Source organism: Acidimicrobiales bacterium (assembly GCA_040219085.1).
Lineage (GTDB): Bacteria > Actinomycetota > Acidimicrobiia > Acidimicrobiales > JAVJTC01 > JAVJTC01.
The window spans coordinates 146,030-167,953 of sequence record JAVJTC010000009.1; the positions used below are offsets into that span (position 1 = coordinate 146,030).

General features: G+C 67.8%; 20 protein-coding genes. 9 read left to right on the plus strand and 11 right to left on the minus strand.

Translation table 11 applies throughout. From position 1 onward, the window contains the following. The first annotated feature begins 16 nt into the window (after positions 1–16). From RIE08_04410 to RIE08_04420, 3 genes are read left to right on the plus strand one after another with little or no spacing between them, the layout of a single operon-like run. Complete coding sequence (locus RIE08_04410) at positions 17–1,531, plus strand: sugar ABC transporter ATP-binding protein (protein MEQ8716832.1); 1,515 nt, start codon at positions 17–19, stop codon at positions 1,529–1,531. Between the two features lie 45 nt (positions 1,532–1,576). Further along, complete coding sequence (locus tag RIE08_04415; GenBank protein ID MEQ8716833.1) at positions 1,577–2,617, plus strand: ABC transporter permease; 1,041 nt, start codon at positions 1,577–1,579, stop codon at positions 2,615–2,617. Between the two features lie 55 nt (positions 2,618–2,672). Then, positions 2,673–4,145, plus strand: coding sequence for a M81 family metallopeptidase (locus tag RIE08_04420; GenBank protein MEQ8716834.1), 1,473 nt, complete (start codon positions 2,673–2,675; stop codon positions 4,143–4,145). On the opposite strand, the gene RIE08_04425 is transcribed toward RIE08_04420, so the two are convergent. Continuing rightward, on the minus strand, positions 4,120–4,833 hold the full coding sequence (locus RIE08_04425) for an SDR family NAD(P)-dependent oxidoreductase (protein MEQ8716835.1): 714 nt from the start codon (positions 4,831–4,833) through the stop codon (positions 4,120–4,122). The genes RIE08_04420 and RIE08_04425 overlap by 26 nt on opposite strands. A 149-nt stretch (positions 4,834–4,982) precedes the next feature. On the opposite strand from RIE08_04425, the gene RIE08_04430 reads away from it, so the two are divergent. Continuing rightward, positions 4,983–5,870 (plus strand): amidohydrolase family protein, encoded by an 888-nt coding sequence (locus RIE08_04430; GenBank protein MEQ8716836.1) that lies wholly within the window; start codon positions 4,983–4,985, stop codon positions 5,868–5,870. A 90-nt stretch (positions 5,871–5,960) separates the two neighbouring features. On the opposite strand, the gene RIE08_04435 is transcribed toward RIE08_04430, so the two are convergent. Then, entirely contained in the window at positions 5,961–7,067 is a 1,107-nt protein-coding gene (locus RIE08_04435) for a mandelate racemase/muconate lactonizing enzyme family protein (protein MEQ8716837.1), read from the minus strand. A gap of 99 nt (positions 7,068–7,166) precedes the next feature. Between RIE08_04435 and RIE08_04440 the strand changes: the two genes are divergently transcribed. Beyond that, positions 7,167–8,201, plus strand: coding sequence for a LacI family DNA-binding transcriptional regulator (locus RIE08_04440; GenBank protein MEQ8716838.1), 1,035 nt, complete (start codon positions 7,167–7,169; stop codon positions 8,199–8,201). Next, positions 8,198–8,617 (plus strand): hypothetical protein, encoded by a 420-nt coding sequence (locus RIE08_04445; protein MEQ8716839.1) that lies wholly within the window; start codon positions 8,198–8,200, stop codon positions 8,615–8,617. Before RIE08_04440 ends, RIE08_04445 begins: the two co-directional genes overlap by 4 nt. A gap of 49 nt (positions 8,618–8,666) precedes the next feature. Here RIE08_04445 and RIE08_04450 read toward each other — a convergent pair whose 3' ends face one another. Genes RIE08_04450 through RIE08_04470 form a run of 5 tightly spaced genes read right to left on the minus strand, consistent with a single transcriptional unit; the run spans position 8,667 to position 12,895 of the window. Next, positions 8,667–8,906 (minus strand): biotin/lipoyl-containing protein, encoded by a 240-nt coding sequence (locus RIE08_04450; protein MEQ8716840.1) that lies wholly within the window; start codon positions 8,904–8,906, stop codon positions 8,667–8,669. A 14-nt stretch (positions 8,907–8,920) separates the two neighbouring features. After that, positions 8,921–9,904 carry a thiamine pyrophosphate-dependent dehydrogenase E1 component subunit alpha gene (locus RIE08_04455; GenBank protein ID MEQ8716841.1) on the minus strand — a complete coding sequence of 328 codons (984 nt, stop codon included), beginning with the start codon at positions 9,902–9,904 and terminating at the stop codon, positions 8,921–8,923. Continuing rightward, positions 9,901–10,917, minus strand: coding sequence for a transketolase C-terminal domain-containing protein (locus RIE08_04460; protein ID MEQ8716842.1), 1,017 nt, complete (start codon positions 10,915–10,917; stop codon positions 9,901–9,903). Before RIE08_04460 ends, RIE08_04455 begins: the two co-directional genes overlap by 4 nt. Before the next feature lies 1 nt (position 10,918). Further along, complete coding sequence (locus RIE08_04465; GenBank protein ID MEQ8716843.1) at positions 10,919–11,791, minus strand: sugar phosphate isomerase/epimerase family protein; 873 nt, start codon at positions 11,789–11,791, stop codon at positions 10,919–10,921. Beyond that, on the minus strand, positions 11,792–12,895 hold the full coding sequence (locus RIE08_04470) for a Gfo/Idh/MocA family oxidoreductase (protein ID MEQ8716844.1): 1,104 nt from the start codon (positions 12,893–12,895) through the stop codon (positions 11,792–11,794). 64 nt (positions 12,896–12,959) lie between these two features. Here RIE08_04470 and RIE08_04475 point away from each other — a divergent pair, with 64 nt between their 5' ends. Beyond that, entirely contained in the window at positions 12,960–13,703 is a 744-nt protein-coding gene (locus tag RIE08_04475) for an SDR family NAD(P)-dependent oxidoreductase (GenBank protein MEQ8716845.1), read from the plus strand. Positions 13,704–13,781: 78 nt separating this feature from the next. Continuing rightward, entirely contained in the window at positions 13,782–14,096 is a 315-nt protein-coding gene (locus RIE08_04480) for an L-rhamnose mutarotase (protein MEQ8716846.1), read from the plus strand. Positions 14,097–14,135: 39 nt separating this feature from the next. Here the strand turns inward: RIE08_04480 and RIE08_04485 are convergent, their stop codons facing one another. Together RIE08_04485 and RIE08_04490 are read right to left on the minus strand one after the other, a co-directional pair. Beyond that, a complete protein-coding gene (locus tag RIE08_04485; GenBank protein MEQ8716847.1) occupies positions 14,136–16,109 on the minus strand; it encodes a hypothetical protein in 1,974 nt (657 codons plus the stop codon). A gap of 41 nt (positions 16,110–16,150) precedes the next feature. Then, positions 16,151–17,569: a neutral/alkaline non-lysosomal ceramidase N-terminal domain-containing protein gene (locus RIE08_04490; protein ID MEQ8716848.1), complete on the minus strand. Its 1,419-nt coding sequence runs from the start codon at positions 17,567–17,569 to the stop codon at positions 16,151–16,153. 56 nt (positions 17,570–17,625) lie between these two features. On the opposite strand from RIE08_04490, the gene RIE08_04495 reads away from it, so the two are divergent. Beyond that, positions 17,626–19,023, plus strand: a complete 1,398-nt coding sequence (locus tag RIE08_04495; GenBank protein MEQ8716849.1) for a hypothetical protein — start codon at positions 17,626–17,628, stop codon at positions 19,021–19,023. 35 nt (positions 19,024–19,058) lie between these two features. Here RIE08_04495 and RIE08_04500 read toward each other — a convergent pair whose 3' ends face one another. Together RIE08_04500 and RIE08_04505 are read right to left on the minus strand one after the other, a co-directional pair. Further along, positions 19,059–20,492 carry a hypothetical protein gene (locus RIE08_04500; GenBank protein ID MEQ8716850.1) on the minus strand — a complete coding sequence of 478 codons (1,434 nt, stop codon included), beginning with the start codon at positions 20,490–20,492 and terminating at the stop codon, positions 19,059–19,061. Positions 20,493–20,558: 66 nt separating this feature from the next. Further along, positions 20,559–21,782 (minus strand): cytochrome P450, encoded by a 1,224-nt coding sequence (locus RIE08_04505; protein ID MEQ8716851.1) that lies wholly within the window; start codon positions 21,780–21,782, stop codon positions 20,559–20,561. Positions 21,783–21,924 lie beyond the last annotated feature (142 nt).

A 21,924-nucleotide genomic window follows, 5' to 3' on the forward strand; every position in this document is an offset into this window, starting at 1 on the left:
GAACGACCCTCAGCCGATGGACTCTCCGGGTGCCGCAACCACGACCGTCCCGGTGGTGGCGACCGCAGGGATCCGGAAGTCCTTCGGCGGGGTCGAGGTCCTCAAGGGGATCGACCTCGAAGCACGTTCCGGCTCCATTCTCGCCCTTCTGGGTGAGAATGGAGCCGGCAAGTCCACCCTGGTGAAGATCATCGTGGGCGACTACACGCCCACGGCCGGCTCGATCGTGATCGACGGCACACCGCATGCGGTACTCACGCCCCTCGAGTCCGGCCTCGCCGGAATCTCGATGATCGCCCAGGAGTTCAACGACGCCCCGACCCTCACCGTGGCCGAGAACATCTCGTTGGGGCGCCTCCCGAGTCGCTACGGAATCGTCCGTTGGCGCGAGGTGCAGCGACGGGCGAGGGCGGTACTGGACTCTCTCGAAGCCGACATCGACGTCAATGCGGACGTCTCGACTCTCACGGTCGGCGAGCGCCAACTGGTCGAGATCGCCCGGGCGCTCAGCAACGAGGCCCGGGTACTCATTCTCGACGAGCCAACTGCCGCGCTCTCCCAGCACGAGGCCGACATCTTGTTCAGCCAGGTCCGGCGCCTGCGGGACCAGGGCAAGGCAATCATCTACATCACCCACCGTCTCGACGAGGTCTTCGAGCTCTCCGACCGGGTCCAGGTGCTCCGCGACGGTGAGGTCGCACTGCTCGAGGAGACGAGTTCCGTGGACCGGGACCGCCTCGTCGCCGCGATGGTCGGGCGCTACGATCTCGTGACCGGCCGCCCACCGGCATCGGAGGCGGTCGTGGGCGACGTGGCCCTCCGCTGGCGCAACGCCTCCTCGCACCGTCGCTTCACGGATGTGAACGTCGACGTCCGCACGGGTGAGGTGGTGGCGCTCTACGGAAAGCTCGGCTCGGGCGCTCTGGAGATCGGACGTAGCGCCTTCGGACTGGACCCCATCGACGCCGGGACACTCGAGGTGGCCGGCCAACCCGTGGAACTGACCAAACCGGTCGACGCAGTGGCGCACGGGATCGGCTTCCTCAGCGAGGACCGCAAGGTGGGCGGGGCCTTCGCCACACGACCCGTGGGGGAGAACGTGGCCGTGGCCTCGTGGTCGCGGCTGTCCACGACCGGACTGCTCACCACCGACGTCGAACAGAAGGCCCTCGACCGTTGGTACGAACGCCTCGCCATCCGCAGCAGCGGAAAGGCTGGGCAGCCGATGGAGGAACTCTCCGGCGGGAACCAGCAGAAGGTCCTCGTCTCCCGGTGGCTCGAACGCCAGGCGCAGGCTCTGGTCCTCCTCGAACCGACGAGGGGCGTGGACGTCGGCGCGCGCGCCGACCTCTACAAGGTCCTGCGCCAACTGGCCACCGAAGGCGCCGCGATCCTGATCGTGACCTCCGACTACGAAGAGGTCATCGCCGTCGCCGACCGCTCGTACGTGATCGCGAAGGGTCGGACGACCGCCGAATTGGCCGGCGACGACATCACGATGAACGCACTACTCGCCCATGCCGGTGGATGACACCACCGCCGTGACGATCGCGGCGCGACCGCGCCGGAGGATGAGATGACCGACACCACCATCAGCACCGACGACGCGTCGACGGTGAGACCGGCCGGCGCTCCCGGCCGGGTGAGCCAGGCGATCGCGAACCTTCCCGAGACGGCAGCGCTGCTGTTCGTCCTCGTCGGTCTGATCATCTACTTCTCGATCGCGTCGGAGTTCTTCTTCGACTTCGACAACTTCGTCAACATCGGACAGAACTCGGCGGTCGTCGGCATCATCGCCATGCCCGCCACGATCCTGCTGATCGGAGGCCAGGTCGACCTCTCGGTTGGTTCCGTCGCCGGACTGCTGGGGATGACGATGGCCGTCACCACGACGGCCACCGACGCCACCACGACGCCCTACGGACTAGGGGCCGGGATCGGCCTTGCCATCCTCATCACGATCGGCCTGGCGCTCGCCATAGGCTTCTTCAACGGCCTCGCCGTCACCAAGATCGGCCTCAACTCGTTGATCGTCACACTGGGCGGTCTGGCCATGTTCCGGGGCCTGGCGAAGGTCCTGGGAGACGGGCAGACCATCCGGCTCAACGGGTTCGGCGACCTGGGCGTCAGCCGGCCGCTGTTCGACATCCCCACCCCCGTCTACATCTTCATCGGCGTGTCGATCGCCTGTCACCTGCTCTTGAAGTACACCGTGTACGGGCGCTCCATCTACGCCGTCGGCTCGAATCCCCAGGCGGCGCGTCTCGCGGGCATCCGGACCGACCGGGTGCTGTTCATCGCCTTCGTCCTGACAGCACTGGCCGTTGCGCTCGCGGCGATGATCCGTGTGTCCCAGATCGGCAGCGCGTCCACCAACGCGGGTTCGGGGTTCGAACTCACCGTCGTCACCGCGATCATCCTCGGTGGCGCCAGCCTCTCGGGTGGCCGCGGCTCGATCGCCGGCACATTCCTCGCCCTCCTCGTCCTCAACACGCTACAGAACGGCCTCATCCAGACCGGCGTGCCGTCTTTCTGGATCGAGTTCAGTGAGGGCGCTCTACTCATCATCGCGGTCTCCTTCGACCGCCTCCGGGTCCGCCTCGGCGGGGCAGGGTAGAACCGGCACGGCGACCCGGCGGGATCGAGGCCACCGTATGGTGACCGGGCGGGCCGTGGCGGTCGGACAGTTCCTACTCGAGGCCAACACCTTCTCTCCGCTGCGCCACGACCTCTCGGCGTTCGAACCCGCGGGCCTGCACCTCGACGGTGGATTCGGACGGTCTGATCTGCCCGATGACGAGCTCGCGGCAGCGTGGGACGTGCTCGCCACGAACGGGTTCCGACCCGTGCCGACCGTCCGGGCATGGGCGGGCGCGGGACCGCAGCTGACAGCCGGGGCGTTCGAGGCGATACTGCACGGAATCGTCGAACCCCTGACCGACGAGCTTGCCGGTGTCTTCCTCTCCCTCCACGGCGCCTCCGCCGCGGAGAACGTGGACGATCCGGAGGGCGAGATCCTCGAGCGTGTCCGGACGCGGGTCGGTCGGCACGTGCCCATCGCGGTGAGCCTCGACTGCCACGCAGGCATCACGGACCGGATGGTCGACAACGCCGATGTCATCACCGCCTACCGGACGGTCCCCCACATGGACCTGTACCGGACCGGACGACAGGCTGGAGAGCTGTTGGTCGCGGCGATGAACGGTGGGACCCGTCCCGTCACGGGCTGCGTCACCATCCCGATGGTCGCCCCGGCCGACCGACAGAGCAACGACCTCGAACCGTTCGGGTCGCTCATGGACGCCTGCGCAGAAGCAGAGAAGCAACCAGGGGTCCTCGCCGCGGCCTTCTTCCCGTCGCATCCGTGGCGGGACGTCGAATCGTTGTCCTGGAGCGTGACGTGTACGACCGACGGCGATGCGGATCTCGCCGACGACGTCGCCACTGCGATCGCCGAGGAAGTCTGGCGAGCCCGCCACGAACTCACCGGGTCGGAGCGGCCCGACATTGCCACCGCGCTCAGGACGGCCCTTGCCGGGCCCGCCCCGTTCGTGCTCGCAGACGCGGGCGACAGTCCGACCGGTGGTTCACCCGGTGATTCCACCGAACTGCTGAGGGCAGCGGCGCCCCACCGTGACCACCCGATCCATCTGACGATCCGCGATCCTCGAGCAGCACGTTCGTGCCTGGCGGCCGGGGCCGGAGCGATGCTTCGCGTCACACTCGGAAACGGAGCCATCGGCACGTACAACGCGGCCACACCGGTCGTTGCGGCAGTTGAATCACTCCCGGCCGGGGACTTCGCCTACACGGGATCTCTCGCCGCCGGTAGGCGTGGCACCCTCGGCGACGCAGCCGTGCTCGCCATCGGCGAAATCCGCATCGTCGTCCACTCCGAGACCGTGATGTTGATCGATCCGGTCCCCTACGAGGCAGCAGGACTCGATCCCTCCTCGGCAATGGTGATCCAGGCCAAGTCACACGTCAGCTACCGGGAGGGTTTCGCCCGGATCACCGACCGCAGCGTCGTGGCGAATACGCCGGGTCCGACCGCAGCCGACCTGCGACTGCTGCCATACCGCCGCCGCCCGTCGCCGCTCTTTCCCTTCGAGGACGACGTCAACCCATCACCCATCCGCCGTTGACGTCAACGGTCACACCGTTGACGAACGCCGCCTCCTCGGATGCGAGGAACGACACCACTGCCGCCACCTCCCGACCCTCCCCCAGACGCCCCGCCGGTATCTGGGCCAGCACGCGGTCGAGCAGCTCGGAGGACCTCTCGAACTGCGCGTTGGCCATCGGCGTGGCGATGCCACCCGGGTTGATGGCGTTGGCGGTCAGCCCGCTGCCGCCGAGGTGGCGGGCGAAGCTACGGGTGAGCGACACGAGACCGGCCTTGGAGGCCGCGTAGACGGCCGAGTCGGACAGCCCCCCGGTCCGGGCCGCGACGCTCGCGACATTGACGATCCGACCCCATCCCCGCTCGGCCATCCCGACCGATGCGGCCTGGGACAACAGGAACGGGGCCCGGAGGTTGACGGCGAGGGTCTGGTCGAACTGATCCACCGTGAATTCCCCGATTGGGACCTCGTGGAGGATTGCGGCGTTGATCACCAGGACGTCGACGCGGCCGATTTCATCTATGAGCCCCCTGCACGCCGCGGGATCGGACAGGTCGACCTTCACAGTCCGGTCGAAGACCTCACCGTCGTGTGCGCTGACGTCGACGCCGATCACCCGATGTCCGGTGGCGGCCAGGGCAACTGCGCAGGCCAGCCCGATCCCCTGGGCCGATCCGGTCACGAGAGCCGTTCGCGTCGTCCCGTTCATGAGGCCCACGTCCTGACGGCACCTGAGGCCAGAACGCTCTCGACTGCGCTTCCGTTCATCGAGCCCCAAGGTAGCTGGCGGGCCGGACGACTGGAAACGATTCGACTACTGTAGGCACACAGGCCCCGACCCGAGGAGAGCGAGCACCGATGGCCGACCGACTCGACTTCGTCGACACCCACGTCCACTTCTGGGAGCGCCCCCACGACAAGCTCGAATGGGTGTGGCTGGCCGACGACGCCATCCATCCCCAACTCGGCAAGATCACCAAGTTGAAGGAACACACCAGCTACTCCGAGCCGCAGCTGCGCGAGGACACGGCGGGGTTGAACGTCACCAAGATCGTCCACGTGCAGGCTGCGATCGGCTCGGCTGACCCGGTCGACGAGACAGCCTGGCTCCAGGAGATGGCCGATCGGACGGGTTGGCCCAACGGGATCACCGGCGACGCCCGCCTGCAGAGCCCCGATGTCGAGGCCACCATCGAGCGTCACTGCGAACACGCGAACATGCGGGGTCTCAGGGACTTCGCAGAGGGCGACTACCTCGTGGACCCGAACTTCCACCGTGGCTACGCGCTGCTCGAGAAGTACGACCTCGTCTACGACCTCGACTGCACGTTCGACAACATGGCCAAGGCCGCGGATCTGGCTCGGAAGTTCCCGAACATCACGCTGATCCTCGACCACGCCGGATTCCCCCAGGACCGCACAGACGCCTATCTCCAACAGTGGCGAAAGGGCATGGCGGCCCTGGCCGAGGCCGACAACGCAGTAGTCAAGATCTCCGGGCTCGGGATGGGCGACTACATGGCCGGCGGAAGCTGGACTGTCGAGAGCATCCGCCCCTACGTGCTGGGTTGCATCGAGGCCTTCGGCGTGGAGCGCTCCTTCTTCGGGAGCAACTGGCCGGTGGATCGCATGTACTCGACCTACGAGACGATGCTCGACGCGTACGTCGAGATCACGAGCGGATTCTCCGAGGACGAGAAGGTCGCCCTGTTCTCCGCCAACGCGGAGCGGATCTACCGGATCTGACGGCGGTCGCGACCTCGGCGGTGGACACCGCCGAGGTCGTCAGTAGCGGTCCGGCCGATCGCCCGTGACAGCCTCGCGCGCCGCGGTCAGCTAGCGGTCGACGCGGTACTTGTCGATGTAGCCGGTGTCGAGTTCGAGTCCCCAACCGGGACCCGTCGGCAGTGAGTACATGCCGTCACGGATCGGCGAGCGGTTGGCGATGAGGTCCCAGAAGAGCGGGTCGCGGGTCGGGTGGAAGACCTCGGTGTAGGTGCCGTGTGGCACCGAGGCGAGCATGTGTGCGGCGATCTGGACCTCTTCGTGGTGGCCCATCTCGACGCCGAAGACCTTCGCGATCCCCGCGATGCGACGCCACTCGGTGGGTCCTCCGCTCCAGCTCGCGTCGAAGTTGCAGACGTCGATCGCTCCGGACTCGATGAGCTCACCCATCCCCTGACGTGTGAACTCGCTCTGTCCGGCGGCGACCCGCACGCCCGCCATGTAGCGGACGTCGCGCATCCACCGGACGTCGTTGTACCAACGGACCGGTTCTTCGAACCAGCGGATGTTCTCCGCACCGACGAGGCGGACGAACTCGACCGCCTCGTCCACCGTGTAGCCCTGGTTTGCGTCGACAGTCAGGACGAAATCGTCTCCACCGGCCTTGCGGGCCACCTCGAAACGCTTCGCGTCCTCGGCCGGGGACAGACCGCCGATCTTGAGCTTGCACCCGGCGAGTCCGAAGCCGAGGTACTCCTCCATCTCAGCGGCGAGTTGGGCATCGGTCTTGCCGTAGTAGCCGCCGATGGCGACGATGGGAATCTCGTCGCGGAAGCCACCCCAGAGGCGGTTGATGGGGAGTCCGGCCACCTTGCCGACGATGTCCCACAGCGCCGAATCGATGGCGCCCATTCCCATCACGACGAGCTTGCGGTCCCTCAAGATGTCGAAGGTGGGTGGAAGCATCGCGTCCCAGCACTGCTCGACGAGCAGGGGGTCGCGACCTTCGATGAGCGGGAACAGTTCCTCGATCATGATCTTGGCGATCTCGTGCTGGGTGTCGACCTCGTCGCCGTTGAAGCACTCACCCACCACGCCGTCGTCGGTGGTGATGCGGGTGATCAACGTCGCCCGTTCCGACATGGAGTACTTGGATCCCCGGAAGGTCTCCGCCAGCGGGACCACCAGTGGAATGACCTCGATCCGTTCGATCTTCACCTTCGCAGCACCTCTCATCGGCAGCCCCGTCAGGTTACCGGTATCGTTTCCAATACGCCAGCCCGCGTAGACTGCTCCGGTCCGATCGAGGAGGTCGCAGTGGCGAGACGTGAAGCCACGATGAAAGACGTCGCAGAACACGCCGGGGTGGCCCTCTCTTCGGTGTCTCGTGTCCTCAACGACCATCCCGACGTGAGCGAGGAGATGCGCCAGCAGGTCCTCGACGCCATCGAATCGGTGGGCTACGAGCCGAATCTGCTCGCGTCGAGTCTGCGGAGAGGGTCGACCAAGACCATCGGCTTTCTGGCGAGCGACATCTCCAACCCCCTGTTCGCGGAGATCGCGCTCGGGGCTGAGCGCCGCCTCGACGAGGCCGGATACACGATGGTCCTCACGAACTCGGAGGGCAGTGGTGAGCGTGACGAGCGGATGATCCGTCTGCTGCGGTGGCGCCGCACAGACGGACTGATCCTCTCGGTCTCCGACGAGCGGCGACCGGGCACCCTCGCGGAGTTGGCGCGCCTGGAGGAACCGGTCGTGCTCGTGGACCGCGACATCCGCAACCTGGAGAACGCCTCGACCGTGTCGTCTGATCACGCCCGGGGGATGCGGGCCGCGGTCGACCACCTGATCGATCTCGGTCACTCGAGGGTGGCTCTGATCTCTGGCTCACGCAGTCTGCGGCCGGTACGTGAACGTCTCCGCGGATTCCGCCGGGCCTTCCGGGCCAATGACCTGGAACCACCGGAGGAACTGCTGCGGGTCGGTAGCTTCAGCGCGGATTACGGAGAGAAGGCGACCCTCGAGCTCTTCGGCATCGACGACCCTCCGACCGCCCTCATCGCCGGCGGAAACCTCCTGCTCACGGGCGTCCTACGGGCACTGCGCCAACTCGACCTCGCCGTCGGCGACGACGTGGCTCTGATCTCGTGCGACGACGTCCCGCTCACCGAGCTCCACTCGCCTCCGATCACCGTCATCGACCGTGACGCTGTCCGCATCGGTGAGCTCGCCGCCGAGTTGCTGCTGGAACAACTCGAGAACGGCGGGACCCCGGGCGTGGCGGAGGCGCCGACGACACTGATCATCCGGGAGTCGACGACCCGGTCGCGACCGGGGGGAACGAAGAAGTGACGACATCGGACAGCGATGCGTCGGCGGTGTGGCCCGACCACGAGCTCGTCACCTCGAGCGAAGACGGGCGCTCGGTGATCGCAGGGGTCCAACAGCCGCTCATGCGGTCCACGGACTTCGCGCCGCCGGCGGAACCGTTCCTGGTGTCGGAGCCCATCGACGTCGACCGCATGTTCTTCTTCGAGGTCCCGGTCGGGTGGGCCGGCGACTGGCACCCCTCACCGAGGGCGCAGTACTACGTGCAGTTGCGTGGCTCGTTGCGTGTCGAGTTCGGTTCCGGCGAGTCCCGGCTGATAAGTCCGGGCGAGCTGATGCGACTCGAGGACGTGACCGGCGAGGGTCATCGCAGCAGCGTTGTGGGCGACGAGCCGGCCCGAGGTCTCTTCGTGCAGTTGCGTCAGCCCGCCGACCCCTGAGGTCTCCGGTCCCCCGGATGTCTCTTCGTGCAGCTGCGGACGGACGTGATCAGTCGCTGGTGATGACGGCGATGGGCGTCCCGTTGGGGACCTCGTCCTGTTCGGATACGAGCCGTTCCGTCAGGACTCCCGCGACGGGGGCGGGTACGTCGGCCTCCACCTTGTCGGTCTCCGCCCGGAACAGGACGTCGCCCGCGGCGACCGTGTCGCCCTCGGCGACGAGCCACTCGAGGACCACGACCTCTTCGGTCGTGTCGCCGAGCTTGGGCAACTTGATGGTGTGACGCATGGTGGTCCTCCGACTCAGTCAGCGACGATGTTGGCGAACATGGCTGCCACACCCGCGGAGGGCGCGGCCTTCACTGTCTCGACGACCTGCTCGATCTGCGCCGCGATCGCTGCGTCGATCTCCTCGGCGTCAGCTTCGCTCATGAGGCCCTCGGTGACGAGTCGCGCCCGGAATCCGGCGATCGGGTCCTTCTCGAACCACTCGTCGAATTCGCCCTCGGGCCGGTACGGCGCGGTGTCGGACCGTGAGTGACCGGCGTAGCGGTACGTCTTCATCTCGAGCAGGGTCGGCCCTTCGCCGGCCCGCGCTCTGTCGAGGGCGCCCGCTGTCGCCTCGGCGACCGCGTCGACATCCTGACCGTCCACGATGATGCCGGGAATGGCGTAACTCGCTGCACGGTCGGCGATGTCGGTGACCGGTGTCGTGAGGTCGATGCGGCTGTACTCGCCGTACTGGTTGTTCTCGCACACGAACACCACGGGGAGGTTCCAGATGGCGGCGAGGTTGAGACCCTCGTGGAAGGCGCCGATGTTCGTCGATCCGTCGCCGAACACGGCGATCGCCGCATCGTCGGTGCCGCGTACCTGTGCCGTCAGCGCCGCACCAGCGGCCACCGGGATCCCGGCGCCGACGATGGCGAACGTCGGCAGGAGGCCGACCTCCATGTCACACAGGTGCATCGATCCGCCGACTCCACCCACCGAGCCGATCTCGCGTCCCATGATCTCGCCGATCACGTCGGTGGGGCTGAGCCCCAGGGCAAGCGCCACACCGTGACCCCGGTATGTGCACGTGACATGGTCGGTGGGTCGGGCCGCAGCGGCGATTCCAACCGCGACAGCCTCCTGGCCGAGGCACAGGTGGGTGGTCCCGTGAACGACACCTTCTCCGAAGAGTGCCTGGACCCTGTTCTCGAGTGTCCGGATCTCGACCATCCGCTCGTAGCGGGTTCGCCGATCCGTGCGGACCGCTTCGCGTCGTTGCGTCGACTCGCTCACTTGACCATCCCTTCGGCCTTCCACCACGGCGCCGGAATGCGCCCTGTCTCGAGAAACTCGCCGACCTGCGCTCCGATGTAGCCGGGCATGGGCATGTAGCGCTCCTCGAGTTCCTTGCCGTAGGGCACGGGTACGTCGGGAGCTGTGATGCGAAGCGGCGGGGCGCTCATCTCGCCGAACAACTCGGCGACGACCGCGGAGACGACGTCGGCGCCCCATCCTCCCAGCAGCGGGTTCTCTTCGACCGTGACCAGACGTCCCGTGCGGGCGACCGATTCGAGCACGGCTGCGCTGTCCCACGGCTGGAGGCACTGGAGGTCGATGACCTCGGCGGACCAGGACGCGGCGGTGGCGGCTTCGACGGCGAAATCGACCATCGAGCCGAGCGCGACGATCGTCACGTCGTCGCCGTCCATCACCTGGCGGGCGGTTCCCAGCACCGGAATCGCATCCTCGCCGGTCTCGACGTCGCCCCGTTGGGCGTAGAGCCGCCGAGGTTCGAGGATCACCGTCGGGTTGTCGTCGCGGATCGCCGCCCGCATCAGCCCGTAGGCGCTCTGCGGTCCCGATGCCATCGCCAGCTTCAGGCCGGGGCTTCCGAGAAGCCATCCCTCGAGTGTCTGGGAATGCTGCGTGCCGAATCCGAGCCCGGCGCCGACCGAGGCCCGCACCGTCAACGGCACGGAGACCTCGCCTTTGGAGAGGTAGAGGAACTTCGCTCCCTCGGTGGTCACCTGATCGAGAGCCACGCCCAGGAACTCGACGAACATGATCTCGACCACGGGCCGCAGTCCCGTAGCCGCCGCGCCGACGGCTGCACCGAGAAACCCCATCTCCGAGATCGGGGTGTCGCGGACGCGCAGCGGCCCGAACTCGTCGAGCAGGCCGTCGGAGGTCTTGAACGGCCCCTCTGCGACGGCCACGTCCTCGCCGAACACCACCACGTCGGGGTCGGCTCTCATCTCCTCGGCGATCGCGAGCGAGATCGCCTGGTTCATCCTCAACTTCGGCACGTCATCCTCCTGGAACTCTCGAACGGGGCATGGTGGCGCGCAGCCACCTCACGGACTCTTCAGCGATCGCATCCTCGTCGGTCCCGGCGGGGACGTCCGCGACCTCCACGCACGCCAGGCCGACGAAGCCGGCCGAGTCGAACAGGCGCAGCGCATCCGTCAGGTCGAGGTCACCGGTGCCCAACGGCAGGCACGGCCACCATCCTGCGGGGTCACCGGGCTCGGCACTCGCGGCGAGGTCGAGGTCCTTCACGTGCAGCATCCGGGTGTGCGGCGCGAGGACCTCTGCGGCGCGGATCAGGTCGTCGCCGATGCGGATGACGTTGGCCGTGTCGAAGACCACCCCGAGTCCGGGTCGGTCGACGTCCTCGACGAGTTGGAGGAGGCCGTCGACAGTCAGGTCGCAGTGGGTCTCGATCGCGACCGGAAGGCCATGGTCGTCGGCATATTCGGTGAGCTCGGCCACGAGGGGGCTCAGTCTCTCGACGACGACGGCCTCGTCCTCGCTACCGAAGTGCGCCGTGGTCCCCACGACGATGCGTAGGAGTTCGGCGCCGATACCCACGGCGTGATCCACCGCCCTGAGGGCGTCGGCGAATCTCTCGGGCGACCGGCCCAACTCGAGCCCGCCGGGGTGGCCCCAGGCCAGGACCCGGTCGAGGCCGGCTTCGTCGAGCATGCGCCGTAGCGCCGATATCTCCGGGTCGGAGGTTCCCTCCAGATAGCAGGTCTCGAGGCTGATCCCGTCTACGCCCAACTCCACACACCGCGCGACGGCATCCGCCGTGGTCCAGCGGGTGTCGACCGGTGACTCCGAGGGGCGGACCTCGCCGAAGCGGCGGTGGTAGGTGTAGGTGTCGATACCGACGCGCACTCAGGCTCCGGATGCGACGGTGACGACCGCTCCGGTGCGGGCGCTCTCCTCGGCACCGGCGACGACCTCGACGGTGCGCGCACCCAGGTCAGCTGGGGAGAGGTTGGGTACGTCGCGGCCGAGAGTCAGGTCAACGAGGGTGTTGGGCGGGCCGTCGCAGAGGTACAGGCCCGCGCCCGGCGGCAGGTCGACCTTCTCGTCGACACCGTCCATGCGGTAATGCCACAGGAAGTCCCGCTCGAGGTCCAGGATCAGCTGACCCTCGGACCCGTAGATCCTGATGAGCAACTGGTGCCGGGGCCAGGGCTCGTCGGGGGCGTCGATGGCGTTGGCGGGGCCCGGGCAGCTCGCGCCGCTGAGTGAACCCGTCGCGCCCGACGAGAAGCGCAGGCTGATGGCGTCGTGCATGTCGACCTTCGCGTCGACGTTGTTCATGAAGGCGAAGACCTCCGACGCACGGTCGCCGGTCAGCCACATGGCGAGGCCCATCGCGTGACTCAACTGGGCCGGCGCGTAGCCCCCGCCTGACATGGCGGGATCGGTCCAGGTCTCGGCCTCGGGGGCGAAGCCCTCCGCCGATCCCTCGTAGCCACCGCCGTCTGTCGAGCGCAGCAGTTCCCGCGTGCCCGAGGCCATCGACACCATCATGTGTTCGACCTCCCCGACGCCGCCGCGTTCGTCGACGATCCGCTTGGCCTCCATGCCGAGGTGACCGTAGTTCCAGCCGAACGAGATCAGCAGGTGCCGACCCGTGGCCTCGGCGGTGCGGTGGAGGTCCCACGCGTCGGCGGGATCAGTGGTGAACGGCTTCTCGCACAGGACGTTGAGGCCCGCTTCGAGCGCCGCCTTGGCGTGCTCGTGGTGCATCGAGGAGGGGCTCGCGACCACGACAGCGTCGAGGTCCTGCGCGAGCGCGTCGCGGTAGTCCTCGCTGATGTGATCGAAGCCGAAGGTCTCCTGGATGGCCTCCAGCGCCTCGCGTCCCTTGCGGACCGCGGAGACCAACTCGACGTCCTCGCGGGCGGCGAGTATCGGGATGTGGTTGCTGATAGCCCACGAACCGGCGCCGATAACGCCGATGCGAACCTTTCCGTCATTGGTCACGAGCACGTCTCCCCTGGGGCCGGTAACGTTTCCAAGAATACGGAGCGAACGAACGGAGCGCAAGATGACGACGCAGACACCCGGGGGAGTCGGCGTGAACGGACGAGTGGCGGCGGTGACCGGTGCCGGGCGGGGAATCGGCCGTGCCATCGGCGACCTTCTGCGGGCTTCGGGTGCGCAGGTCGCCTACCTCGACATCCGCGCGCCGGACGACGAGGCGGAGCTCGTCGCCGCCGACGACGCCCTCTTCGTCGAGTGCGATGTCGCCGACGAGGCATCGGTCTCCACCGCTTTCGACGCGATCGAATCCCACTGGCGATCCGTCGAGATCCTCGTGAACAACGCCGGGATCTTCACGATCGAGCCGCTCGAGGAAACCAGCCGCGCCGCATGGGACCGGATGCTCGCCGTCAATCTCACCGGCACGTTCCTGTGCACGCGACGCGCCGTCTCCGGCATGCGGCAGGGCGGCTGGGGGCGTGTCGTCTCGATCGGCTCGAGTGCCGGCAAGACCGGCGGGTCGAAGAACATGGCGGCCTACGGGGCCTCCAAGGCGGCGGTGATGGCCTTCGCGAAGGCCGTCGCGTCCGAGTACGCGCCTTACGGCATCACCTCCAACGCGCTCGCTCCCGCGCTGATCGAAACGGACATGGTCGCCGGTATCGCCGATCTGGCCGATCGCATCCCGGTGGGCCGTCTGGGTCAGCCGCACGACGTGGCCAACGCCGTGCTCTTCCTCGCATCGGAGGAGGCGTCGTTCATCACCGGCGAGGTCATGGATGTCAACGGCGGATTCCTCATCGATTGACCCCGACCGTAGGGCCGGGACGCCCCGCCGGCCGAGCGGCGCTGGAAACGTTTCTTATCGTTGACTAACGTGCGGCCCATGGAGCGCGCCTGTTTCACCTTCGAGATCTATCCGCACATGATCGACGAGTACAAGAAGCGTCATGACGAGATCTGGCCCGAGCTCGTCGAACTCATCCAGGAGTCGGGACTGAAGAACTACACCTTGTTCCGACGTGGGACGCAGATCACCGCGTACGTCGAGTGTCACCCCGACATCGAGACGGCCTTCGCCAAGGTGGGTGCGTCCGAGGTCAACACGCGCTGGGCCACATGGTTCGAGGAGGTCATCGTCAGCCTCACCGACGATGACGGGAACCTGATGTGGGCCGACGAGGTGTGGCACCTCGACTGAATCCCTTCCCGTCCCCTGGCCCGATGGCCCGGGACCGCGTCACCCCCAGGTGGCGTGCATGGACGCGTAGGGCGCGAGTGCGACCGTCAGCTCGCCTTCGAGCACCGGCCGCGTCTCGTCGAGTGAGGCAGCCTGCGGGGCGTCGACCCCGGCGATCGATCCCGCCGTGCGGTCGTCGAGGATCCGCAGGGTGACCGATGTGGCGTCGACCCCGGCGAGCCTGATCCAGCGGCTGTGATCGTTGCCGTTCGCCACCAGCAGTCGGCGGCTCCCGTCACCCAAAGGCCCGAAGAGGGCGAAGATCCGTTCCTCCTGAGCCGGCGAGGCGTCGATCACGTCCCGGTCGGTCCAGGTCGCCAGCTCTTCGAAGAGGTGGAAGGCGGGAAAGAGGTCGCCTGGACGTGCCGCCGGCGACGCGATGGTCGACCCGGGTGACACGTCGGCGATGAGCCCGCGGCCGCCACGGAGATCGAAACACGTCGCGCTCGTGACCCCACCGTGTGCGGCGCTGGTGACGAAGCCCAGCGCCCACGCTGCGCAGAACGCCGTGCCCTGGCGGGGGTCGACATTGGGTGCCGGGTGATCCCCGGGGGGTGGCCCGGCGGGGAACGGTCCGTCGGGACCGAGGAGGCTCACCGTCGAGACGTGGACCGGGAGGTCGTCACCGAGCACGGCTGAACTCTGCGCCAGGTAGCGGACCGTCTGGGCGTTGTCGATGAGCGAGCGGTCGTCACAGGCGTGCACCTGGGGGTTCAGGGCGTACGCGATCCCGTCGAGGCCCTCCGTCACCGGAGGTGTCCGGGTGATCTCCGAGAAGAACTGGTCGGTGCCCCCGACCACCGGGGCGCCTCCCAGGCGGGCGGCGATCCGATCTCGGACCCGGGCAATCAGATCAGGCGGCGTGCACCCGGCGTCGCGGAAGCCCTCAGCGCGAGCGAACACCAGGAGCCTTGCGACGTCGACCCCGTGCTCCTGCACGAGACCGGCCAGGCTGTCGAGCGCATCGTCCGACGTTTCCGACGAGAGCCGCACGGCGAGCTCCACCGGCGCGCCCGCCTCAGCGCACAGCGTCAGCTGTTCGGCCGTGTCGGTGGACCGGTCGTCGGCGTCGACATCGACGCGGAGATGCGCAGGCTGAAGGCGACGGAGGAGGGCGACGTTCCCGGCCGACGTGTCGACGTTTCCCGAGACGCTGTGTCCGAGGTCGGGTAGGCGCCCGGTGGCGGGACGCGGCGAGACGTCGATGATCGACGCGGGGAACGAGGCGTCGCCTGTGGACGGTTCGGTAGCAATGGGTCGGCCCTCAGGCACCAGCGTGACCGCCTGATGGAACTTCTGGCCGGGTTCGGCATCCATCGGAAATCCCGCCGCCAGCGGTGTTCCGTAGGTCTTGAAGTTGGCATCGGCCCAGTTGCGGTGGTCCTGGGTCTCGAAGAGGTCACCGTCGAGCTCGAACGTCACGGCCACGTCGTCGGGCAGGTCGCAGCGGAGTCGGTCGAAGGGGGGGAACATCGCCGTCAACACGCCATCTCGCAGCAACTGCGGGTCCACTTCGGCGGGGAAGACCCCAGCCGTCTCCTCGGCGCCGCCCGTCGCATGGAAGCGGCGTCCGAGGTGGTCCTCGAGCCTGTGGTGGATGTTGAAACCGATCTTGGCGTAGCGGAACGGGGAATGAGCCTCGCCGTCCATCGTGAAGGTGACGCGCGAATCGGGCGTCCCCTCGACGGTTCCCCGCCAGGAGAAGTCGAAGGGGCCGTGGACGTGACGCATCGTGAAGGTCACCGTGAAATCGTCGGGGCCCTGTTCGACCCGCAGGTCCGACATCGACCCGGGGATCGTGTTCCAGACCTCGTCGCGCACGGCCACGTAGATCCGCTGGGCCACCTGGGTCCGGCCGAAGGTGACGTCGAACAGGTCGGGGCCGACGAGATCGAGGGTCGTTGCGGCGGCGTGGAGGCGATGAACCTGTGAGCCGGGGTCCGGGTGCGGATCGAAGTCGGGTTCGGTGGACATCTGCTCTCCTGTGCTCGTCTCAGTCGATGGGAATCGCGCGGTCAGAACGTGTCGGTCACGAGGTCGACGCTCGTCTCGACGAGGATCCGCTCACTCTCGGGTGCGATCTGTTCGACGAGTCCGTACGAGTGGTGGGCGTAGTCGCACTCGTAGCCGCCGTGCGGGTACTCCTCGGCGGTCGGCAGGTACGACAGCACGCCGTTCGTGTAGGCGGCGAAGAGGGTGGTGGTGGCCGGCGAGCGGTCCTTCACCTCGATCGCGAGCTCCGAGAAGGCCTCGCCCGGCATCGTGGCGATGACCGTCTCGCCGACCCTCATCGCCTGGAGGAACGCCGGGACCTCCGGCGTGGCGACGCCGTTCTTCACCTGGTCGATGGCATCGTTCGCCCAGTTCAGGTGGTACTCGATCGGGTTCCACGCCACCTGGTCGGCCCCGGCGGCCTTCGCCTCGTCGAGCTGGCGTTGGTAGCCGTCGCGCTCCTCCTCGAGCTCCGAGAGGTCCGGCACCCGCTTCAACGGGAGCTCCACGGAACGGGAAGCGACCACCAGGGGCTGGTCTGGCTGGGGATCGACCGGCTCGCGTCGCTGGAGGGTGATGGGAGTCACCGAGCCATACGAGATCTGACGGACCTCGCGGGTGACCGGCTCGAGGGACTCGAGGACGTGGAGCACTTCGATCCCCAGCTTGCGCCCGAACGCCTCCTCCGGACCCGGGTGATCGAAGAACCCCTCCAGCGGGAGGAGGTTTCCACACGCACCCATGATGAACAGGCAGGTGGCGCCGGTGGCCTCCTCGACGACCTCCCGCATGCGGCCGGGAAAGTCCGGGTTGACAGCGGGGTCCTCCGGTCCGACCACCACCGGGTGGCACGCGTAGTTGGCCACGACGGCCAACGTCGTGCCGTCGAGGCGGTCGACCCGCAGGACTCCGACGTCCCGGTCGACGGGCTTGTCGGGGTTCCAACCGAGGATCATCCGTCCCTCGGCATTCTTCTGACGGCGGTTGATCGCGAGGTCGAGGGATCCGGACCCCCCGGCGACACGGACCGGCTCGAGTTCGCGGGCGGCACGTCCGGCCACGCTCACGAGTTGCGCAGGCAGATACCCGATGAACGCCATCTCGTTGGCCGAGCGCCCGCGCTGATCACCACCGATCTTGACCCCCGTGGCGTGGGTCGTCGGCCCGGCGTGGGTGTGCGAGACGCTCAGCATCACGTTCTCGGCCGGAGCAGCGATCTCGCGCCCGATGTCGGCTCGGATCCGGTCGGCGTCGGCCGGCACGAGGAAGGGCACGTCGATGGCCACGATGGCCGCACGCGTCTCGTCGGACCCGAACACGAGCGCTGTCGCGGTAAGCGGGCGCCGGACCCCGGTCGCGGGTGCCGCCCGGCGTGAGTACCCGACCAGGTCGATCGGCAGTGGCGGGGTGATGTCGACTCGGGCGACTCCTGCGCTCAACATGTCCCTGACTGTGCCAGAATCGATTCCAGTCGTCTACCCGCGAGAGTCCTGCGCCCGTGAGAAATCTCAGAATCGGTCACCTTCCCGTCTACTTCGGGCTGTTCGACGAGGCCATGCCCGGTGGGTTCCGGTCGACCCGAGACGCCTACCGCTCCACGATGCACGACCTGCTCGCAGCGCACGGCGACGTCGTCGACCCCGGTCTGGTCGACGATGCGGAGAGTGCGTCCGCCGCCGGAGAACTTTTTGCCCGGGAACGTGTGGACGTCATCGTGTTCGCTCCGACCATGGCGGCGCCGCCCGGCTGGGCATGGACCACCATCGCGGCCGTAGACGTACCGGTGATCGCGGTCGGTGCCCAGGAGTCCGCGACGGTCCCCGACGACTACGACACCGAGACCGCTACCGCCCGGAGTCTCCCGGTCGGCCTGGTGATGTTGACGAACGTCCTGGTCCGCCACGGACGGCCCTTCACCTCCGTCGTCGGTGCGCTCGACGATGACGGATTCCGACAGGAACTCGACACCGCGCTGCGGTCGTCCGCAGCCGTGGCCGCGATCCGACGTCGTCCCCTCCTGTGCATCGGCGACCCCATCGGGGGCTACGACGACGTGATGGCCTCCCACGCCGAGCTCGAGGCCCTCGGGGTCCGGACCGTCCCCGTGTCGATCGACGCGCTCAACTCGGAGTTCGCGTCCGTCGGCGACGACGAGGTGGAGGCCACCGCCGATGACGTCCGTCGCCGGGGCGACGCTTCGGCGGTCTCCGACGAGACGCTGGAGAGGTCGAGCCGTCTCGCCGTGACGCTCGAGCGTCTCGTCGACGGCCACGACGCATGCGGGGGCGCGGTCAACTGCCACGGGCCGCTGTTCCGCCGCAACCCCGAGGTGGGCATCACCGCCTGCCTCGGCGTCTCGCGCCTCTCCGAGGCGGGGCGCCCCTTTGCCTGCACCGGGGACATCCCGACGGCCATCGTCCTCGTCCTCGGCAAGGCGTTGACGGGCTCCGCGCTCTACTGCGAGCTCTACCAGGCCGATCTCAAGGGAAACTGGATCATGGTCGCCAACGGCGGCGAGGGGGACTTCGCCAGCCGCGAACCACGAACCGGCGTCACGCACCTTCCAGAGGACCACTACGCCGGCGAGCACGGTGCCGGTGTCGCCTCCGTCTTCGAACTCGCCCGGGGGCCGGCGACCCTCACCAGCCTCTCCCCCGCCCCCACCCCCGGCGGGTGGGTCCTCGTCGCCGCCGAGGGCGAGGTTCTCGACTCCCGCCACCCGACGATGGAGGGCCCCAACGGGATGTTCCGATTTGCATCCGGACCGGTGGAGGATGCCTACACGCGCTGGTGTGAGGCCGGCGCGACGCACCATGCGGCCGTTCTTCCCGGCCATCGACGACCCGAACTCGAGACGGTCACCCGCCTACTCGGCATCGAGCTCCGCACGGCCTGACGGCGGGTCGCGGCCGTAGCGGCGCCAGGCACCCCTCAGACCTCGACGAAGCCGATCCCCAGATGCCCGGCGGTCGCGGCGACGGCACGTGCGAGGTGGCCCGGAGCGGCGGCGCTGTGGTGGTTGACGCCGGCCGAGGCCCACCGGCGCCACGCGTCGGTGGCCGGCGCCGACGCGAAGCGGAAGAGTCCCCCGACGGTCGGGCTCCGGGGCAGCTCGCGGCCGGTGATCTCGCCCTCCGCCACCACGAGTCGTAGGCCACCGGGGTCATCGGGGGCGACGACGAACCCGACCAGTGACGCCGGCCCCGTGGGCAGTTCGAATCGGACGCACACGCCGGTCCGGGGGTCACGCGAGTACCAGGCATTGGGGCCGAGCGAGGGAGTCACCCCGGCGGGACACCAGCCGAGATCGTGCTCACCGGAGTTCGCCAGCGCGACCTCGTCGGTCTCGAAATCGATCGCCTCGATCTCGTGGTACAGGGCGGCGCCGCCGAGCGATCGGGCGACGAACATCGCGATCGCGGTGAGGACATCACCGGTGCAGGTCCACGGGATGCCTCTCGACGTCTCCGAGCCGAGGCCGAAACACGGGGTGATACCTGGTTCGTCGCCGAAGCGGATCTCGGGCACGTGACAGTTCATCGCCCCGAGTGCGATGTGTTCATCGTCGTCGAGCGAGGACATCGCTGCGGCGAGGCGGACCGACCGCTCGAGGCCGTCGTCGTCGCCCTCCTCGACACGGAAGCCGGTTCGGACCGCGGCGAGACGTTCCTGCGTCTCGACGTCGGTCACGGCCTCGTAGCGGCGGCGGATCTCCACCGGGGCGACGGACACGACGGTCAATCCGAGTGACGCCTCGAGATCCGCATCCGGTGCGTCCACGCAGTCGTAGCCGGCCATCGGAGATCCGACCCGGGCCAGTCGCGCCCGGGCGAGGCGGGTCGCGGTGGCCGCCCCGGCGAGGAATTCGGCGACGGCGCCCGCTCCGGCCGGGTCCGACAGCGACGAGACATGGAGATCGTGGTGGCGGCCACGACGACGCAGGACGCTCGTCAGCATCGGCGTCCCGACCGTCGATCCGAGGCTCGTGATCGACCCTGCGTCGAAGTCGTCGTCGACGGTCTCGGCGTTCTGTACCGCCCACACGACCACAGGGACGTCGACACGGTCGAGGAGTTCGGTCGAGTGGGTCGGCGGAACGGCCATCGACACGGCCACGAGAATGGCCTCGGGGTCCACCCCGACAACCTCATCCGCCGCCGCCGAGGCCTCGTCGGGGCCTGCCACCATCCCGCTCCAGACGACGTCGACACCCACAGCACCGACGCGATCGACGACCCGCTCGAGCAGCCGTTCGCGTTCGGCCCGGAACTCGGGACCGACGCTGGCCTCCCAGAAGTCCCAGTACGGGAGGACGACCGCGACTCGGGCGTTGACGGGCCGGGCGGGACTCGCGCTGCCCCTCACCGGGGAACGCCGGTAGGTCCGGGCCGCCGACCGGCATTTCGGCCGTTGCATGCCGATCGGCAATGGCTATGCACGTTCGACCACCAGGCGATCGAGGTGCCGATGAAACCAGTCGACCCTGAGGGACGGGGCTGTGTCCTCGGGCACCCGGACACGCGGCATTCGGTCGAGCAGCTCGCGGGTTGCGATCACGACCTCCGCCCGGGCGAGTCGGTACCCGATGCAGAAGTGCTTGCCCAGACCGAACCCGAGGTGATGCGCCCGGCCACCCGTTCGTCCACCGGCACGGCGCTCACCCTCGAGGTTCAGGTCGGAACGGGCGAGATCGAAGAGACGTGGGTCTTCGAAGACCGTCTCGTCGTTGTTGGCCGACATCAGTCCGACACGGACGATCTCGCCTTCACGGATCAGTTGGCCATGCCACTCGACGTCCGTGGTCACCTCACGATCCTCGTACACAACCACGCCGTCGCGCCGCATGAACTCGGTGAACGCAGCATCGAGCCGGGACGGATCGTCACGCAGCGACTCCCAGACCGGCGGATGCTGGAGCAGAACCCACCAGAAGTTGGCGATGGCCCTGTCCGTCGTCTCGCCACCGGCGACGAGCAGGAGGCTGATGAACGACGCAATCTCCTGTCTCGACAGCCGTTCGCCGTCTTCAGTCCTTCCATGAGCGATTGCACTGATGAGGTCCTTCTCGCGAACGGCTTCCCGCTCGGTGATGAGCTCGTCGATGCGCTGGGAGAACTCGGTGTGAGCGGCGACACCCTTCGAGAGCGCCGGCTCCTCCCCCGCCAGGGCCTCGACGACCACGGATGCCAGGTCGCCGAGGTAGGGATGAAGTTCCTCTTCCAGCCCCAGGATCGTAGCGATGACCTTGACCGGGAGCGGCCAGGTGACATTGGCGACGAGATCCACCGAGCCCTCGCGTGGGAGACCGTCGAAAAGGCCTCCGACCACTTCCTCGATCAGTGGAACGTAGTTCTCGTCCAGTTGGCGCCCCATGAGCGCCGGCGCAATGATCTTGCGACGCACGTCGTGGTCCTCGCCGTCCATCTGGACCATCGTCGGCCCGATCACCTGCGTGAACATGCGCTCGTACGGTCTCGTGGAGTAGGTCTCGTGGTCCTGCAGCACCGCAGCCACATCGTCGTAGCGTGTCAGTAACCAGCACTCGGCCACGGTGTCACGGAAGAGCGGCTGTTCGTGTCGCAGGCGCTCCCACGGTGGGAACGGATCCGCGTTGAAGCTCTCGGAGTACAAGTCCTCGGGCGTTACCTTCGACATACCGACACCAACCTGGAATCGTTCCCAGCACTATGCGATCACGGTAGGTGTCACGTCCTTTCCTGTCAACGCGAATGGATCTGGCTGTGCGAGCGCTTGCGCTTCGCGCTGACCAGCGGCATTCTGGTTGGAAACGTTTCCT